General features: G+C 69.5%; 15 protein-coding genes. 11 read left to right on the forward strand and 4 right to left on the reverse strand.

The genetic code is table 11. The features are described from left to right. Window positions 1–11: 11 nt before the first annotated feature. The 3 genes from DIE17_RS38175 to DIE17_RS33650 all read right to left on the reverse strand — a co-directional run bounded on the left by DIE17_RS38175 (window position 12) and on the right by DIE17_RS33650 (window position 2,613). Window positions 12–134: a hypothetical protein gene (locus tag DIE17_RS38175; RefSeq protein ID WP_044847646.1), complete on the reverse strand. Its 123-nt coding sequence runs from the start codon at window positions 132–134 to the stop codon at window positions 12–14. Continuing rightward, the gene (locus DIE17_RS33645) at window positions 125–1,357 is read right to left on the reverse strand and encodes an MFS transporter (protein ID WP_124523590.1); all 1,233 of its coding nucleotides are present in this window, start codon (window positions 1,355–1,357) and stop codon (window positions 125–127) included. Before DIE17_RS33645 ends, DIE17_RS38175 begins: the two co-directional genes overlap by 10 nt. A gap of 314 nt (window positions 1,358–1,671) precedes the next feature. Then, complete coding sequence (locus DIE17_RS33650) at window positions 1,672–2,613, reverse strand: LysR substrate-binding domain-containing protein (RefSeq protein WP_124489547.1); 942 nt, start codon at window positions 2,611–2,613, stop codon at window positions 1,672–1,674. A 118-nt stretch (window positions 2,614–2,731) separates the two neighbouring features. Here DIE17_RS33650 and DIE17_RS33655 point away from each other — a divergent pair, with 118 nt between their 5' ends. Both DIE17_RS33655 and DIE17_RS33660 read left to right on the forward strand, forming a co-directional pair. Beyond that, a complete protein-coding gene (locus DIE17_RS33655) occupies window positions 2,732–3,784 on the forward strand; it encodes an alpha/beta fold hydrolase (protein ID WP_124523880.1) in 1,053 nt (350 codons plus the stop codon). Window positions 3,785–3,935: 151 nt separating this feature from the next. Then, on the forward strand, window positions 3,936–4,688 hold the full coding sequence (locus DIE17_RS33660) for a 4'-phosphopantetheinyl transferase family protein (protein WP_124523586.1): 753 nt from the start codon (window positions 3,936–3,938) through the stop codon (window positions 4,686–4,688). Window positions 4,689–4,709: 21 nt separating this feature from the next. Here DIE17_RS33660 and DIE17_RS33665 read toward each other — a convergent pair whose 3' ends face one another. Then, window positions 4,710–5,630: a glutamate/aspartate ABC transporter substrate-binding protein gene (locus DIE17_RS33665; protein ID WP_124523584.1), complete on the reverse strand. Its 921-nt coding sequence runs from the start codon at window positions 5,628–5,630 to the stop codon at window positions 4,710–4,712. 225 nt (window positions 5,631–5,855) lie between these two features. Between DIE17_RS33665 and hutH the strand changes: the two genes are divergently transcribed. The 9 genes from hutH (at window position 5,856) to DIE17_RS33715 (ending at window position 16,910) form a co-directional block, all read left to right on the forward strand. After that, window positions 5,856–7,379 carry a histidine ammonia-lyase gene (gene hutH / locus DIE17_RS33670; protein WP_044847651.1) on the forward strand — a complete coding sequence of 508 codons (1,524 nt, stop codon included), beginning with the start codon at window positions 5,856–5,858 and terminating at the stop codon, window positions 7,377–7,379. A 4-nt stretch (window positions 7,380–7,383) separates the two neighbouring features. Next, window positions 7,384–8,079 (forward strand): histidine utilization repressor, encoded by a 696-nt coding sequence (gene hutC, locus DIE17_RS33675; protein ID WP_124489552.1) that lies wholly within the window; start codon window positions 7,384–7,386, stop codon window positions 8,077–8,079. A 39-nt stretch (window positions 8,080–8,118) separates the two neighbouring features. Continuing rightward, on the forward strand, window positions 8,119–9,807 hold the full coding sequence (gene hutU / locus DIE17_RS33680; RefSeq protein ID WP_044847653.1) for a urocanate hydratase: 1,689 nt from the start codon (window positions 8,119–8,121) through the stop codon (window positions 9,805–9,807). Between the two features lie 2 nt (window positions 9,808–9,809). Further along, entirely contained in the window at window positions 9,810–10,421 is a 612-nt protein-coding gene (locus DIE17_RS33685; protein ID WP_124489553.1) for a HutD family protein, read from the forward strand. A 4-nt stretch (window positions 10,422–10,425) separates the two neighbouring features. After that, entirely contained in the window at window positions 10,426–11,649 is a 1,224-nt protein-coding gene (gene hutI, locus DIE17_RS33690) for an imidazolonepropionase (protein WP_044847655.1), read from the forward strand. 150 nt (window positions 11,650–11,799) lie between these two features. After that, a complete protein-coding gene (locus tag DIE17_RS33695) occupies window positions 11,800–13,176 on the forward strand; it encodes a formimidoylglutamate deiminase (protein ID WP_124489554.1) in 1,377 nt (458 codons plus the stop codon). 60 nt (window positions 13,177–13,236) lie between these two features. Continuing rightward, window positions 13,237–14,034, forward strand: coding sequence for an N-formylglutamate deformylase (hutG, locus tag DIE17_RS33700; protein ID WP_124489555.1), 798 nt, complete (start codon window positions 13,237–13,239; stop codon window positions 14,032–14,034). Between the two features lie 719 nt (window positions 14,035–14,753). Beyond that, entirely contained in the window at window positions 14,754–15,560 is an 807-nt protein-coding gene (locus tag DIE17_RS33710) for a gamma-glutamyl-gamma-aminobutyrate hydrolase family protein (RefSeq protein WP_124523582.1), read from the forward strand. Window positions 15,561–15,572: 12 nt separating this feature from the next. Next, window positions 15,573–16,910: a glutamine synthetase family protein gene (locus tag DIE17_RS33715; protein WP_044847659.1), complete on the forward strand. Its 1,338-nt coding sequence runs from the start codon at window positions 15,573–15,575 to the stop codon at window positions 16,908–16,910. Window positions 16,911–16,964: the final 54 nt, after the last annotated feature.

Consider the following 16,964-nt stretch of genomic DNA (forward strand, 5'->3'; position numbering starts at 1 on the left):
GGTTCGCCGCGTCAGTCGCAGAACGCCGCGTGCTCGAGCAGCGCGAGCGCGACGCCCGAATCGAAGTAGGCCGCGCCGCACCACGCGACGAACGCGAGCGCGCCGGCGGCCAGCGCCGCACGCATCACGCCCATGCGGCTTTGCCCGGCACCGGCCGCGCGATGCGCGCGTCGTCGATCGGCAGGTGCAGCAGCGCAGCCAGCACGCCGAGCGCGATCGAGCCGATCCACAGCGGCAGGTACGAATGCGTCGCGTCGTACACGAGCGCGCCGAGCCAGACGCCGAAGAAACTGCCGAGCTGGTGCCCGAAGAACACGAAGCCGAACAGCGTCGCGATGTAACGCACGCCGAACACCTGCGAGATCACGCCGTTGGTCAGCGGCACCGTGCCGAGCCACGTGAAGCCCATCACGGCCGCGAACACGTAGACGCTCGCGGGCGACAACGGCGCTGCAACGAACGCGGCCATTGCCAGCGCGCGGACGAGGTACAGCACGGACAGCACGTACTTGCGCCGCAGCAGGCCGCCGAGATGGCCGCATGCGTAGGTGCCTGCCACGTTGGTCAGCGCGATCAGCGCGAGCGCGACGCTGGCGTGGCGCGCCGGCAGGCCGTGATCGAGCAGGTAGGCGGGCAGGTGGGTCGCGATGAACGCGAGCTGGAACCCGCACGCGAAGAATCCCGCGTTCAGCAGCCAGAAGCCGCGATGCGCGAACGCTTCGCGCACCGCCGCGCCGATCGACTGGTCGGGGCCGTCCGCGCGGCTCGCGGCCTGCGCGGGCCGGTCGCGCACCAGCGCGGCGAGCGGCGCGAGCAGCGCGGAGACGAGGGCGAGCGCGACGAAGGCATGCTGCCAGCCGATGCCGCCGATCAGCACCTGCGCGACCGGCACCATGCAGAACTGGCCGAGCCCGCCGATCGCGCCGGCGACGCCGAGCGCCCAGCCGCGCCGGTCGGGCGGAAACAGGCGGCTCAGCGCGCCGTAGATCGACGCGAAGGCCGACCCCGACAGCGCGACGCCGATCACGAACCCCGCGCCGGCCGTGAACACGCCGGCCGATGCGGCGAACGCCATCGTGACGAGCCCGGCCGCGTACAGCAGCATGCCGGCGACGATCACGCGCACCGACCCGAAGCGGTCGGCGATCATGCCGGTGAACGGTTGCGCGATGCCCCAGATCAGGTTCTGCAGCGCGAGCGCGAGTCCGAACGCTTCGCGCGACCAGCCGTGGTCGAGCGTGACGGGGGCGAGGAACAGTCCCTGCACGTGGCGGATGCCGAGCGCGGCGCCCATGATCAGGCCGCCCGCGAGCACCGGCAGCCAGCGGCGCCGGGCGTCTTGTTCGATCGGGGTCATGCGTGTCTCCGGATGGATGCGTGTGGCGCGGCGGCCGCGTTCGATCCGATTAGACGATCCGGTGCCGGGGCGCTCAAGCGATCATTCGGTCGCGTTCGCATGCGTGCGGGGAATGCGATGCGGCGCGGACGCGATGTCGGCGACGCGGGCTGTATGCGCCGGATGCGTGAAGCCGCTGCGCCGCATGCAGCCGGCGTGACAGGCGGCCGATGCAACGGAGCGGGGCGTCGGTGCAGCGCCCGTGGCGGCGTTCATGTACGTGCGAAGGCCACGCCGGCGCCGCCTCGATGCGGGATTTCGCTCGCGGCTCGCGGCTACCGCTGCGCCACGTCGTACGCCCGCATCGCGGCGTCGCACTCGGCCGCTTCCGCGAGGATCCAGTCGCGCACGTCGGCGACTTCGCGGCGCGGTGCCGGATCGTGCCGGAACAGCCAGTAGCCGTACGCATCCGACAACGCCTGCGAGTGCGGGCCGAGCACCGCGAGCCGGCCGTCGGCGAGCATCGGCGCGACGAGCGCGAGCCTGCCGAGCGCGACGCCCTGGCCGGCGATCGCGGCGTGGATGACCTGGTCGTACTGGTTGAAGCGCAGCACGCCCTTCGGGCGCGCGTCGCCGAGCCCGGCCGCGTGCAGGTGCGCACGCCACTGCAGTCGGGTTTGCGGCGGCCCGTCGAATTCGAGCAGCACGTGCTCGGCGATCGCCGCCGCGTCGGTGACGGGCCGGGCGGCCAGCGCGGGGTGCGCGACCGGCACGACGATCTCGTCGAACAGGTGCAGCGCGCCGGCCGGCGCGCGCTCGCGCGGGCAGTAGCGGATTCCGAGGTCGATGCCTTCCGCGCGCAAATCGAGTACCTTGTCATTCGCGGCCACGCGCAAGTCGATGTCGGGCAGGCGCGCCTGCAGGCGCCCGAGTCTGGGCAGCAGCCACAGCGCGGTGACGCCGATGCTCGCGGTGATCGTGACGGGTTGCCGCTCGCGTGCGGCGGCGAGCGATGCGACGGTGTCCTGCAGGCTGAGCAGCGCCGCATCGGCGGCGCGGAACAGCCGCTCGCCTTCCGGCGTGAACGCGATCTTGCGATAGCCGCGCTGCAGCAGCGCGACGCCGAGATGCGCCTCGAGCGCGTGCACCTGGCGGCTGACCGCCGACTGCGTGACGCACAGGTCCTGCGCGGCGAGCGTGATGCTCATGCGGCGGCCGACGGCGACGAAGCCGCGCACGAGGTCCAGCGACGGGAGACGGACGAGCGGCGTTGACATGCGTAGGGCTCATGCGAACGGAGCAGCAAGATTGGTTGAGAACGTCCGGCGCGTCAAGTTCAATGGAGGCTGGCCGATCGGGCGGGCGCCGGGCAGGCGGTGCCGCACAGGAGACACGATGACGATTTCGAACGAAGCAGGCGGGGCCGCGTGCGCGGCGGATCAGGCAGCGGGGCGCCCGGCGGGTGCGTTGCCGCCGGAGGTCGTGACGCTGACCGCGGCCGACGGTTACGTGCTGCGCGGCTACGTGTGGCGGCATCGCGGCAGCACCGTGCGGCCCGTGACGGTCGTCAATTGCGCGACGTCGGTGCGCTGCGACTACTACTTCCGTTTCGCGGCCTGGCTGTTCGCGCGGGGGCGCGACGTGCTCGTCTACGACTATCGCGGGATCGGCGGCTCGCGCCCCGCGCGGCTCGCGAAGCTGCGCGCGAACTGGCTCGACTGGGGGCGGCTCGATTGCGAGGCCGCGCTGCAATACACGCGCGATGCATTTCCGGGCCAGCCGCTCGACGTCGTCGCGCACAGCATCGGCGGCTGCGTGCTCGGGCTCGCGGCGTCGAACGCGTACGTGCGTCACGTGGTGACGGTGGGCGCGCAGTATGCGTACTGGCGCGACTATCGGCCGGAAGAGCGGCGGCGCATGTGGTGGAAATGGCACGTCGCGATGCCGGCGCTCGCGGCCGTGTTCGGCTACGTGCCCGCGAAGCGGCTCGGCTGGATGGAAGACACGCCGCGCGGCGTCGCGCTGTCGTGGGTGCGCGCGCAACCGCGCTTCGAGGACGCCTTCACGCACGGCCTGCTCGCCGAACCCGCGGCGAGCCGCGCCGCGCTGCCGGCCCGCTTCGCGCGGCTGCCGGCGTCGATGCTCGCGATCGGCCTCGACGACGACGGGTTCGGCACGGTCGACGCGATCGAACGGCTGGTCGGCTACTACACGGGCAGCGACGTCACGCACCTGCGGATCGCGCCGCGCGACATCGGCGTCGACGCGATAGGCCACTTCGCGTTCTTCCACAGCCGCTTCACCGACACGCTGTGGCCCGTCGCGCTGGATTGGCTGCAACACGGCGCGCTGCCGGCCGATGCGCCGGGCCGCGTCCACGCGCGCCATCCGGCGCAGCGTGCGCGGCTGGCGGGAAGCGGCGTGCCGGGTGCCGTCGCGCACGGGTGAACGCGCGCGCAACCCGGCCATCGCGTCGATGAGACGGTTGCACCGGCTGCCGCTGCTGCCGCTGCCGACGATCTCGGTCGCGATGCGTCGGTCTCCGTCCCGTACGATCGATTAACATCGAACGTTTCGTTCGCCTGACTGCCGCGTGCCGATGTCCATTCCACCCGATTCCGAGATTGCCGACGACCTGTCCCGCGCGTGGCGCGTGCACCTGCTCGATGTGCCGCCGGCCGCGTCGCGTGCCGGCGTGCAGGTCGCGCGCGTCGATTTCGACTGGCGCGTGCCGCTCGCATCGCCCGCCTACGCGGCGCTGAGCGACGCGGAGCGGGGGCGTGCCGGGCGCTATCTGCGGCAGGAGGATGCGGTGCGCAGTGCCGCGACGCGCGCCGCGCTGCGCGACGTGCTCGGTGCGGCGCTCGGCATCGCGCCGAAGGACATCGCGATCGTCGTCGACGCATCGGGACGGCCGTCGCTGGATTCCGCGCATCGCGTGTCGCTCGATTTCAACGTGTCGCACGCGGGCGATCACGCGCTCATCGCGTGGGCGGCGACGGGGCGCGTCGGCGTCGATATCGAAAGCTGCAACCGCACGACCGACTGGCGTGCGCTGACGCGCGAAGTGTGCGCGGCCGCCGAGGCTGCGTATCTCGACGGCCTGCCGCTCGCCGCCCGCGCGGACGCGTTCATGCGCGTGTGGGCCGCGAAGGAGGCGCTGCTGAAGGCGCTCGGCACCGGCATCGTCGGCGGGCTGCGCGCGTTCGCGGTCGTGCCGCCGCGCGATGCGGCGACGCCCGCGACGACGATCGTCGAGCCGGCCGCGCCCGCCGCCGGCGTGGCCGCGTTCGACGCGGGCTGGCTCGACGCGGCGCCCGGCTACGCGGCGTGCGTCGCGTGGGCGCGCTGACCCCGTTTCAGCGCGCGACGCTCATTCGAGCGGTACGTCGTTGGGCGCCGCGTAGCGCGCCTTGATCACGTCGCTCATCGGGAACTCGAACGCGAGCCCCTTCGGCGGCACCGGCTTCATGAACCACTTGTCGTACAGCGCGTTGATCCCGCCGCTCTTCATCAACTGCACGAGCACGCCGTCGACGAGCGCCTTGAACTGCGGATCGTCCTTGCGCAGCATGAACCCGTACGCTTCCGACGATTGCGGCGTGCCGACGATCGCCCAGTCGGCCGGCTTCGCCGCGAGCTGGCGCACGCCGGCGAGCAGCACGTCGTCCATCATGTACGCGGCCGCGCGGCCCGATTCGAGCGTGAGGCGTCCTTCGCCGTAGTCCTTCGCGCTGATGATCTGCATGTTCATCTTCTTTTCCTCGTTCATCTTGCGCAGCAGGCGTTCGGACGTCGTGCCCTGGTTCGTCACGACCGTCTTGCCGGCGAGATCGGGGAAGTCGCGGATGCCCGAGTTCGTGCGCGTGAGCAGGCGCGTCGTCGCGACGAAGAAGGTGGTCGAGAACGCGACCTGCGCGTGACGCGCGGCGAGGTTGGTGGTCACCCCGCATTCGAGATCGACGGTGCCGTTCTGCACGAGCGGGATGCGGTTCTGCGACGTGACCGGGATGAAGCGCGCCTGCAGGTCGGGCTTGCCGGTGCGCGCCTTCACGGCGGCGATCACGCGGTCGCACAGGTCCTGCGAGAAGCCGATCACCTTGCCGCTCGCGTCGACATAGGAGAACGGCACCGACGTCTCGCGATGGCCGATCGAGATCAGGCCGCTTTGCCGCACCTTCTCGAGCGTGCCGGACAGCGGCTCCGCGGCGAGCGATGCGCCGCACGCGAGCGCGCACGCGGCGACGAGCAGGCCGCGGCCGAGAAGGGTGGTCAACCGGGGCGGGGTGGTCATGGCGGATCTCCGTGGGCGGATCGTAGGGAAGCGTCGATTCGTATGTTGCCAAAGACAAAATAATTGCAACATATGTTAATTGCGAGGCCTGTCTGGCCGCTCCGGCGCGCCGCGCCGGACATCAGGGAAACTCCCGAGTCGGAATTATGAAAAACAGGTTGTCTAGACAAGTCGCGGTGGCTACACTGCAATCCATCCCGAACTTGTCTAGACAGGATTGCTCACATGATTACGTTGACCCCCGGCCACCTGACCCTTCCGCAACTGCGCAAGATCGCTCGCGAATCCGTGCAGCTCAAGCTCGACCCGGCGAGCTTCGCGAAGATCGACGCGGGCGCGAAGGCCGTCGCCGACATCGCGGCGAAGGGCGAGCCCGCATACGGCATCAACACGGGTTTCGGCCGCCTGGCCAGCACGCACATCCCGCACGACCAGCTCGAGCTGCTGCAGAAGAACCTGGTGCTGTCGCATGCGGTCGGCGTGGGCGAGCCGATGGCGCGCTCGTCGGTGCGTCTCCTGATGGCACTGAAGCTGTCGAGCCTCGGCCGCGGCCACTCCGGCATCCGTCGCGAAGTGATGGACGCGCTGATCACGCTGTTCAACGCCGACGTGCTGCCGCTGATCCCGGTGAAGGGCTCGGTCGGCGCATCGGGCGACCTGGCACCCCTCGCGCACATGTCGGCCGTGCTGCTGGGCGTCGGTGAAGTGTTCATCCGCGGCGAGCGCGCCAGCGCGCTGGACGGTCTGCGCGTCGCGGGCCTCGCGCCGCTGACGCTGCAGGCGAAGGAAGGCCTGGCGCTGCTGAACGGCACGCAGGCGTCGACCGCGCTGGCGCTCGACAACATGTTCGCGATCGAAGACCTGTACCGCACCGCGCTGGTCGCGGGCGCGCTGTCGGTCGACGCGGCAGCCGGCTCGGTGAAGCCGTTCGACGCCCGCATCCACGAACTGCGCGGCCATCAAGGGCAGATCGACGCGGCCGCGTCGTACCGCGACCTGCTCGAAGGCTCGCCGATCAACCAGTCGCACCGCGACTGCGACAAGGTGCAGGATCCGTACAGCCTGCGCTGCCAGCCGCAGGTGATGGGCGCGTGCCTGGACCAGATGCGCCATGCAGCCGACGTGCTGCTGGTCGAAGCGAACGCCGTGTCGGACAACCCGCTGATCTTCCCGGATACCGGCGAAGTGCTGTCGGGCGGCAACTTCCACGCTGAACCCGTCGCATTCGCGGCCGACAACCTCGCGCTCGCCGCGGCGGAAATCGGCGCGCTGGCCGAGCGCCGCATCGCGCTGCTGATCGACGCGACGCTGTCGGGCCTGCCCCCGTTCCTCGTGAAGGACGGCGGCGTGAACTCGGGCTTCATGATCGCCCACGTGACGGCGGCCGCGCTGGCATCGGAAAACAAGACGCTCGCGCACCCGGCGTCGGTCGACTCGCTGCCGACCTCGGCGAACCAGGAAGACCACGTGTCGATGGCGACGTTCGCCGCGCGCAAGCTCGCCGACATCGCGGACAACACGAAGCACATCCTCGCGATCGAACTGCTGGCCGCCGCCCAGGGCGTCGACCTGCGCGCGCCGTACCACACGAGCCCGAAGCTCGCGCCGGTGATGGAAACGATCCGCGGCAAGGTTGCGCACTACGAGCTCGACCACTACTTCGCACCGGACATCGCGGTGATCGCGAAGCTCGTCGGCGAGCGCGCGTTCGCGAAGGTCGCGCCGTTCTCGTTCGCATCGGAACAGTAAGCCCATGAGCGCGCCGGTCTACCAGGAGATCAAGGATTTCATCCTGGGCCGCATTCACGCCGGCGAGTGGGCGGAGGGCGACCAGGTGCCCTCCGAGAACGAACTGGCCCGCGAGTTCAAGGTCGCGCGCATGACCGTCAACCGCGCGTTGCGCGAGTTGACGGCCGAGCAGGTGCTGACGCGCATGAAGGGCGCCGGCACCTACGTCGCGCGGCCGAAGTACGAGTCGACGCTCGTCGCGATCCGCAGCATCTCGGAAGAGGTCGACGCGCGCGGGCATGCGTACCGCGCCAGCGTGCTCGGCCTCGAGACGATCCGCGCCGACGAGGCGCTCGCCGACGAGATGCAGATGGCCGTGCGCGCGAAGCTGTTTTATTCACAGGTGTTGCACTTCGAGAATGACGAACCCGTCCAGCTCGAAGAACGGTGGGTGAATCCGGCGGTCGCGCCGGATTATGCCGAGCAGGATTTTACGAACACGACGCCGAACCTGTACCTGATGCGCGCGGCCCCGCTGCAGCGCGTCGAGTACCGGATCGAAGCGGCGGCTCCGGCGCCCGGGCGGCGCGAGCAGCTGCGGATGGACGACGTCGAGCCGTGTCTGGTTTTACATCGGCGCACCTGGTCGCAGGGCGTCGTCGCCTCGGTGGCGAATCTGTGGCACCCCGGCAGCCGTTATCGCTTCACCGGGCATTTCTGATTCCTATTTGATAGTCATTTTCCTTCGGGAGCAGTCGTCATGAACCATCCGAAACACATCGATCCCCGTCTCGATCCGACCCGCACGATCCGCGCGCCGCGCGGCAGCGAGAAGGTCTGCAAGACCTGGCTGGCCGAAGCGGCCTACCGGATGATCCAGAACAACCTGGATCCGGAAGTCGCCGAGCATCCGCACGCGCTCGTCGTGTACGGCGGCATCGGCCGCGCGGCGCGCAACTGGGAATGCTACGACCAGATCCTCGCGTCGCTGAAGGATCTCGAAGAGAACGAGACGCTGCTGATCCAGTCGGGCAAGCCGGTCGGTGTGTTCCGCACGCACAAGGATGCGCCGCGCGTGCTGCTCGCGAACTCGAACCTGGTGCCGCACTGGGCGACCTGGGATCACTTCCACGAGCTCGACCGCAAGGGCCTGATGATGTACGGCCAGATGACGGCCGGCAGCTGGATCTACATCGGCAGCCAGGGCATCGTGCAGGGCACCTATGAAACCTTCTTCTCGGTCGCGAACCAGCACTTCAACGGCGATCCGTCGGGCCGCTGGATCCTGACGGGCGGCCTCGGCGGTATGGGCGGCGCGCAGCCGCTCGCCGCGACGATGGCCGGCTTCTCGATGATCGCGGTCGAATGCGACGAGACGCGCATCGACTTCCGCCTGAAGACGCGCTACGTCGACAAGAAGGCGACGACGCTCGACGAAGCGCTCGGCATGATCGACGAAGCGAAGCGCACCGGCAAGCCGGTGTCGGTCGGCCTGCTCGGCAACGCGGCCGACGTGTTCGCGGAACTCGTGACGCGCGGTATCACGCCGGACTGCGTGACCGACCAGACGAGCGCGCACGACCCGATCAACGGCTACCTGCCGCAAGGCTGGACCGTCGCGCAATGGCGCGAAGCGCAGAAGGTCGATCCGCAGAGCATCGTGAAGGTCGCGAAGCAGTCGATGGCCGTGCAGGTGCGCGCGATGCTGACGCTGCAGGAGCGCGGCGCCGCCACGCTCGACTACGGCAACAACATCCGCCAGATGGCGCTGGAAATGGGCGTCGAGAACGCATTCGACTTCCCGGGCTTCGTGCCGGCCTATATCCGCCCGCTGTTCTGCGAAGGCAAGGGCCCGTTCCGCTGGGTCGCGCTGTCCGGCGATCCGGAAGACATCTACAAGACCGACCAGAAGGTGAAGGAGCTGATCCCCGACGATCCGCACCTGCACAACTGGCTCGACATGGCGCGTGAGCGCATCGCGTTCCAGGGTCTGCCGGCGCGGATCTGCTGGGTCGGCGTGAAGGATCGCTATCGCCTCGGCCAGGCGTTCAACGAGATGGTGAAGAACGGCGAACTGAAGGCCCCGATCGTGATCGGCCGCGACCACCTCGACACCGGTTCGGTCGCGAGCCCGAACCGCGAGACGGAATCGATGAAGGACGGTTCGGACGCCGTGAGCGACTGGCCGCTGCTGAACGCCCTGCTGAACACCGCAGGCGGCGCATCGTGGGTGTCGCTGCATCATGGCGGCGGCGTCGGCATGGGCTTCTCGCAGCACTCGGGCGTCGTGATCGTCGCCGACGGTACCGCCGAAGCGCACGAGCGTCTCGGCCGCGTGCTGCTGAACGATCCGGCGACGGGCGTGATGCGCCATGCGGATGCCGGCTACGAACTCGCGCAGCAGACGGCCCGCGAAGCCGGCCTGAAGCTGCCGATGCTCGGCCGCTGAGCATGACGGCGCTCGACCAGGCGCCGGTGAGCGTGACGATGATCCGCGCGGCGGATCTCGTCGCGTCGCCGTGGAAGAACGGCGGCGGCGTGACGCGCGAGATCGGTGCATTCCCGCCGGGCGCCGCGCTCGATAGGTTCGCATGGCGCGTGAGCGTCGCGGACGTCGGCGCGGCCGGCCCGTTCTCGCGTTTCGACGGGATCGACCGCACGCTCGTGCTGCTGTCCGGCGCGGGCATGACGCTCGCCGAAGAAGGGGGCGCGCGCCACGTGCTCGACGCGCCGCTCGCGCGTGCGGACTTCGCCGGCGAGACGGCGATCGACGCGACGCTGCACGACGGCGCGACGCGCGACTTCAACCTGATGACGCGCCGTTCGGCCGCGCGCGGGACGCTCGACGTGTGGCCCGAAGGCACGCACCGCGCCGAGCGCGCCGATACCGTGCTGCTGTTCTGCGCGACGGGCGCGGTCGGCGTCGAGATCGACGGCGCGCACTACGCACTGCAGGAAATGGACACGCTGCGGCTCGACGGGCCGCAGCGTGCGTTTGACGTCGTCGTGAGCGGAGGCGGCGCGCTGCTCGCCGTGTCGCTCGCCGTCGGCGAACGAGACTGAACGCATGAAACCGACTGTCTGGCATCACCTGAGGCTGTGTCCGCACGGCCATCCCGACGAGACGATCGACGACGCGGCGATCGCCGTCGACGAAACCGGCACGATCGTGTGGCTCGGCGCGTTGTCCGCGCTGCCGCACGGTTATGCGCACTGGCAGCGGGAAGACCTGCACGGCGCGTGGGTGACGCCGGGCCTCGTCGACTGCCATACGCACCTCGTGTACGGCGGCACGCGGGCCGACGAGTTCGCGCAGCGCCTCGCCGGCGTCAGCTACGAGGAGATCGCGCGGCAGGGCGGCGGGATCGTGTCGACGGTGCGCGCGACGCGCGCGGCCGACGAGACGACGCTGTTCGTGCAGGCCGCCGCGCGCCTGCAGCCGCTGCTCGCCGACGGCGTGACGGCGATCGAGATCAAGTCGGGCTACGGGCTCGACCTCGCGAGCGAGCGCAAGATGCTGCGCGTCGCGCGCCAGCTCGGCGAGCGCTTCCCGGTCACGGTCTACACCACGTTCCTCGGCGCGCACGCGCTGCCGCCGGAATATGCGGGCCGTGCGGATGAATACATCGACGAAGTGTGCGGCCGGATGCTGCCGGCGCTCGCCGACGAAGGCCTGGTCGACGCGGTCGACGTGTTCTGCGAGCGCATCGGCTTTTCGCTCGCGCAGACCGAGCGCGTGTTCGAGGCCGCGACGCGGCGCGGGCTGCCGGTGAAACTGCACGCGGAGCAGTTGTCGAACGCGGGCGGCACCGCGCTTGCCGCGCGTTATCGCGCGCTGTCGGCCGACCACCTCGAATTTCTCGACGAAGCCGGCATCGAGGCGATGAAGGCGGCCGGTACGGTCGCCGTGCTGTTGCCCGGCGCGTATTACTTCATTCGCGAAACGCAATTGCCGCCGATCGAGCTGCTGCGCAAGCATGGCGTGCCGATCGCGCTCGCGACCGATCACAACCCCGGTACCTCGCCGCTCGAATCGCTGCTGCTGACGCTGAACATGGGCTGCACGCTGTTCCGCATGACGGTGCCCGAGGTGCTGCAGGGCGTGACGCGCCATGCGGCCGCGGCGCTCGGTCGCGCCGATCGTCACGGTGCGCTCGAGATCGGCCGCCAGGCCGATTTCGCGGTCTGGTCGGTCGGCTCGCTGTCGGAGCTCGCGTACTGGATCGGCCGGCCGCTGTGCGAGCAGGTCGTGCGCGGCGGCGCGACGGTGTTTCGCCGGATGAACGGCTAGTTTTTGCGGAGGGCCGGACGCGGCGCTGAAGCGTCGGTCCGGTCGATCGCCACGGAGCGGAAGCGGGCGCCGACGCGCCGCCTCCTGCCATCCGGGGCTTGGGACCGGACTGCGCGTTAGCTCGCCGAATCCGGCCAACAAGGACTCACGATGACCGACTCTATGTTGTTCGCAGACCATGCCCGGCTGCCCGATGGCTGGCGCCGCAACGTGCTGCTGCGCTGGGACGCGGCCGGCACGCTGACCGACGTGACGCCCGACACCGACGCGCCGGCCGGCGTCGCGCGCGCGGCCGGGCCCGTGCTGCCCGGCATGCCGAACCTGCATTCGCACGCGTTCCAGCGCGCGATGGCGGGGCTCACCGAATATCGCGCGAATCCCGCCGACAGCTTCTGGAGCTGGCGCGACCTGATGTACCGCTTCGCGCTGAAGATCACGCCCGACGCGCTTGCGGCGATCGCGCGCTGGCTGTACGTCGAGATGCTGAAGTGCGGCTACACGTCGGTCTGCGAATTCCACTACGTGCATCACGCGCAGGACGGCTCACGCTATCCGCAGATCGCGGAACTCGGTGCGCGCGTGGTCGACGCCGCGCGCTCGGCCGGCATCGGCATCACGATGCTGCCCGTGTCGTACCAGTTCGCCGGCTTCGGCAACAAGCCGCCGCGCGACGACCAGCGCCGCTTCATCAATACGCCGGACGGCCTGCTCGAGCTGCTCGACGCGATGCGCCGCGTCGCGCCCGAGCACGGCGGCCTGCGCTATGGCGTCGCCCCGCACTCGCTGCGCGCGGTGTCCGAGAACGGCTTGCGCGTGCTGCTCGAAGGCCTGCCCGACGACGCGCCGGTGCATATCCATATCGCCGAACAGACGGCCGAAGTCGACGATTGCGTGCGCGCCTACGGCGCGCGTCCCGTGCAATGGCTGCTCGATCGTTTCGACGTCGATGCGCGCTGGTGCCTCGTGCACGCGACGCACGTCGATGCGGCCGAAACGGCCGCGCTCGCGAAGCGTCGCGCGGTGGCCGGCCTGTGCCTGACCACCGAGGCGAACCTCGGCGACGGCGTGTTCCCGGCGCTCGACTATCTCGCGCAGGGCGGCGTGATCGGCGTCGGCTCGGACAGCCATGCGTCGGTCGACTGGCGCTCGGAACTGCGCCTGCTCGAATACGGGCAGCGGCTCGTGCATCGCGCGCGCAACGTGCTCGCGAGCGACACGCAGGCGCATGTCGCCGACCGGCTGTTCGACGCGTCGCTCGCGGGCGGCGCGCAGGCGAGCGGGCGGCGCATCGGCGCGCTGCGTGAAGGCTGCCGCGCCGACTGGCTCGTGCTCGATCCCGATCATCCGGCGATCGCGGAGCACGACAGCGCGTCCTGGCTGTCGGGCACGGTGTTCGCCGAGCACGGCGACACGCCGGTGCTCGACGTCTATACCGGCGGCGAGCGCGTCGTGAGCGGCCGCCGCCATCGCGACGAAGCCGCAGCTTATGCCGACTACCGCGCCGCGCTGGCGCAACTGCTGCGCTGAATGCGCGGCATCCGGCGCACGCCGCGCGCGTGCGCCGGCCGACTTTTACGGTGATGCGACATGACTGAACAACCGGCTGTATTCACGCTGAAGCAGGGCACGCTGCCGCTGCTGATCTCGATTCCGCACGCAGGCACCCACATCCCCGACGACATCGCCGCGACGATGACGCCCGACGCGCGCTTCGTCGACGATTGCGACTGGCACCTCGAGCGCCTGTACGGCTTCGCGGCGACGCTCGGCGCGTCGATCCTCGTGCCGTCGCACGCGCGTTACGTCGTCGACCTGAACCGTCCGCCCGACAACGAGAACCTGTATCCGGGGCAGGACACGACCGGGCTCGTGCCGGTCGATACGTTCGACAAGGCGCCGCTGTATCCGGCGGGCGCGCTGCCCGGCAACGACGAGATCATGCGCCGTCGCGACCGCTACTGGCGCCCGTATCACGACGCGCTGCAGGGCGAGATCGCGCGCCTGAAGCGCGAGCACGGCCGCGTGCTCGTGTGGGAAGCGCATTCGATCCGCTCGCACGTGCCGCGCTTCTTCGAGGGCCGCCTGCCGGACTTCAACTTCGGCACGTCGAGCGGCGCGAGCGCCGCGCCGGGCCTTGCCGAGGCGCTGGCCGCATGCGTGAGCGCGCACGGCGGTTATACGGCCGTCGCGAACGGGCGTTTCAAGGGCGGCTACATCACGCGCCACTACGGCGTGCCCGCGACCGGCGTCGAAGCCGTGCAACTGGAGCTGTCGCAGATCACTTACATGGAAGAGACGCGTCCGTATGCGTACGACGAAGCGCGCGCCGCGCGGATCGTGCCGCTGCTGCAGACGCTCGTCGAAACCGCGCTCGCGCATCGCTGATCCGTCGGCGCGTGCGGCGGCACGGCGCGATGTCGCGCCACGGCCGGCCGGCTGGCAAGGCGCACATTGGTGCATCGCACAAAACGGCATCGACCCGAGCGGTCGATGCCGTTTTTTCGTCTGATCTATGTCGGGATCGGTACCTGAAAATTTGACGCAATTTTTAGGTGATATAAGCTGAATGTCAGGAAGTCGTCACGCGCGCCCCGGCCGCGACAGCGTCGATCAGCGCCGCACCGCGCCGGAATCCGTTGCGAGACACCTTGCCGACGTGTCGTCGCGCGGCATTGCCGCCCCCGCTTCATCGCGACACGTGTCCTGCCTTCATCAGTCAGTCGAGTACGATCGTGAAAGCCGCCAGCCCTTCGATACGCCGGACCCGAAGTCCGTCGGCGGGCGCGCCGCCTCAGGCCGGGCCGATCCGGCATGCTGATCGCGGCACGCGCGCCGCCCCCATACGCGAGCCCCGCTTCTTCGCTGTGCCCCATCGCGGCCTGCGCCGCTTCAATGTCGTCACCGCACACGTGTTCAGCGCGGTGCAGTGCGACGGCAGCGCTTCATTGTTGCCCTAGCGTCCTTTTCCGCTTTCGCGTCGGATCGCACCGCCTGCTGCCGCACCGTCCGAGCGGCACGATCGCGCGTGGACGCGTGCAGCGCCATCGCGGGCCGCCATCGTCCTGCGCGTCCGCACGCGTCGCGCATTTATCGCGGAGGCGATCATGCGACCGCGCCCGCTCGTAGCCGTCACCGCCGATCGCGTCATGCGCGGCGCCCATCCGAACCACACGGCCGGGGAGAAGTATCTCGTCGCGCTGGTCGACGGTGCCGGCGCGCTGGCGTTCGTGCTGCCCGCGCTGGGTGCGCGGCAGCCGGTCGACGCGATCGTCGCGGCGATCGACGGGCTGCTGATGACCGGCAGTTATTCGAACGTCGAGCCGCATCACTACGGCGGCCTGGCGAGCGCGCCCGATACCCTGCACGATCCCGCGCGCGATGCGACCGCGCTGCCGCTGATCCGAGCGGCGATCGATGCGGGCGTGCCGGTGCTCGCGATCTGCCGCGGCATGCAGGAGCTGAACGTCGCGTATGGCGGCACCTTGCATCAGCGGCTGCATGCGAGCGCGGGCTTCGACGATCATCGCGAGCGCGACGGCGATCCGCTCGAGCGGCAGTACGGCCCCGCGCACCGCGTGCAGTTCGCGCCGGGCGGGCTGCTGCAACGGATCGCGCACGGCGCGCACGACGCGATGGTCAATTCGTTGCACGACCAGGGTATCGCGCGGCTCGGCGCGGGCCTCGCGGTCGAGGCGAGCGCGCCCGACGGGCTGATCGAGGCCGTGAGCGTGCGCGGCGCGCGCGCGTTCGCGCTCGGCGTGCAGTGGCATCCCGAATGGCGCCACGCGGAGCAACCGCTGTCGCGCGACATCTTTACGGCATTCGGCGCGGCGTGCCGCGCGCGCATGACACACCGCATTTATGCGGCCGGCGGCACCATGCCGTCGCCGGCTGCATCCGACATCGACTGAACGAGGCCGATCATGCAACCCGAACTGAGCGAATTCCTGCGCCAGCACCGCATCACCGAAGTCGAGGCGATCATTCCCGACATGGCCGGCATCGCGCGCGGCAAGATCATTCCGCGCAACAAATTCGAGTCCGGCGAATCGATGCGCCTGCCGCAGGCCGTGATGGTGCAGACCGTCACCGGCGACTATCCGGAGGACGGCACGCTGACCGGCGTGACCGATCCCGACATGGTGTGCGTGCCCGATCCGTCGACGATCTGCCTGATTCCGTGGGCCGTCGACCCGACCGCGCAGGTGATCCACGATTGCGTGCATTTCGACGGTTCGCCGGTCGAGATCTCGCCGCGCTACGTGCTGCGCCGCGTGCTCGACCTGTACAAGGAAAAGGGCTGGAAGCCCGTGGTCGCGCCTGAACTCGAGTTCTATCTGGTCGACATGAACGCCGACCCCGACCTGCCGCTGCGTCCGCCGGTCGGGCGCACGGGGCGGGCGGAAACCGGCCGTCAGTCGTATTCGATCGAGGCCGTCAACGAGTTCGATCCGCTGTTCGAGGACATCTACGAATACTGCGAGATGCAGGGCCTCGACATCGAGACGCTGATCCACGAGGTCGGCGCCGCGCAGATGGAGATCAACTTCGTGCACGGCGACGCGCTGTCGCTCGCCGACCAGGTGTTCCTGTTCAAGCGCACGGTGCGCGAGGCGGCGCTGCGCCACAACATGTATGCGACGTTCATGGCCAAGCCGATGGAAAACGAGCCGGGCTCCGCGATGCATATCCACCAGAGCCTCGCCGATGTGCACACCGGCCGCAACCTGTTCGCCGACGACGGCGGCGTCGTGTCGCCGATGTTCCAAAGCTATCTTGCGGGCCTGCAGAAATATACGCCCGCGCTGATGCCGATCTTCGCACCGTACATCAACTCGTATCGCCGCCTGTCGCGCTTCATGGCCGCGCCGATCAACGTGCAGTGGGGCTACGACAACCGTACGGTCGGCTTTCGCATCCCGCAGTCGACGCCGGTCGCGCGGCGCATCGAGAACCGGATTCCGGGCGTCGACTGCAATCCGTACCTCGCGTTCGCGGCGACGCTCGCCGCCGGTTATCTCGGCCTCACGCAGCAGCTCGCGCCGACCGAACCGATCGCGTCCGACGGCTACGACCTGCCGTACCAGCTGCCGCGCAACCTCGAGGAAGGCATCTCGCTGATGGCGGCGTGCACGCCGCTCGCCGGCATTCTCGGTGACAAGTTCGTGAAGGCGTACCTGGCGCTGAAGGAAACCGAATACGAAGCGTTCTTCCGCGTGATCAGTTCGTGGGAACGTCGCCATCTGCTGCTGCACGTGTGAGCGTGCGCACGACCGCATCAAGGAACGACGGAGGAAACATGACTTACCGTAACG

Source organism: Burkholderia sp. Bp9099, from assembly GCF_003857805.1.
Taxonomy (GTDB): Bacteria; Pseudomonadota; Gammaproteobacteria; order Burkholderiales; family Burkholderiaceae; genus Burkholderia.

Coding starts and splice junctions, on each gene's coding strand:
- DIE17_RS38175 (WP_044847646.1), bottom strand. CDS start 134: ATGGGCGTGATGCGTGCGGCGCTGGCCGCCGGCGCGCTCGCGTTCGTC.
- hutI (WP_044847655.1), top strand. CDS start 10,426: ATGAAACCGACTGTCTGGCATCACCTGAGGCTGTGTCCGCACGGCCAT.
- DIE17_RS33650 (WP_124489547.1), bottom strand. CDS start 2,613: ATGTCAACGCCGCTCGTCCGTCTCCCGTCGCTGGACCTCGTGCGCGGC.
- DIE17_RS33685 (WP_124489553.1), top strand. CDS start 9,810: ATGACGGCGCTCGACCAGGCGCCGGTGAGCGTGACGATGATCCGCGCG.
- DIE17_RS33645 (WP_124523590.1), bottom strand. CDS start 1,357: ATGACCCCGATCGAACAAGACGCCCGGCGCCGCTGGCTGCCGGTGCTC.
- hutG (WP_124489555.1), top strand. CDS start 13,237: ATGACTGAACAACCGGCTGTATTCACGCTGAAGCAGGGCACGCTGCCG.
- DIE17_RS33655 (WP_124523880.1), top strand. CDS start 2,732: ATGACGATTTCGAACGAAGCAGGCGGGGCCGCGTGCGCGGCGGATCAG.
- DIE17_RS33715 (WP_044847659.1), top strand. CDS start 15,573: ATGCAACCCGAACTGAGCGAATTCCTGCGCCAGCACCGCATCACCGAA.
- DIE17_RS33695 (WP_124489554.1), top strand. CDS start 11,800: ATGACCGACTCTATGTTGTTCGCAGACCATGCCCGGCTGCCCGATGGC.
- hutC (WP_124489552.1), top strand. CDS start 7,384: ATGAGCGCGCCGGTCTACCAGGAGATCAAGGATTTCATCCTGGGCCGC.
- hutH (WP_044847651.1), top strand. CDS start 5,856: ATGATTACGTTGACCCCCGGCCACCTGACCCTTCCGCAACTGCGCAAG.
- DIE17_RS33665 (WP_124523584.1), bottom strand. CDS start 5,630: ATGACCACCCCGCCCCGGTTGACCACCCTTCTCGGCCGCGGCCTGCTC.
- hutU (WP_044847653.1), top strand. CDS start 8,119: ATGAACCATCCGAAACACATCGATCCCCGTCTCGATCCGACCCGCACG.
- DIE17_RS33660 (WP_124523586.1), top strand. CDS start 3,936: ATGTCCATTCCACCCGATTCCGAGATTGCCGACGACCTGTCCCGCGCG.
- DIE17_RS33710 (WP_124523582.1), top strand. CDS start 14,754: ATGCGACCGCGCCCGCTCGTAGCCGTCACCGCCGATCGCGTCATGCGC.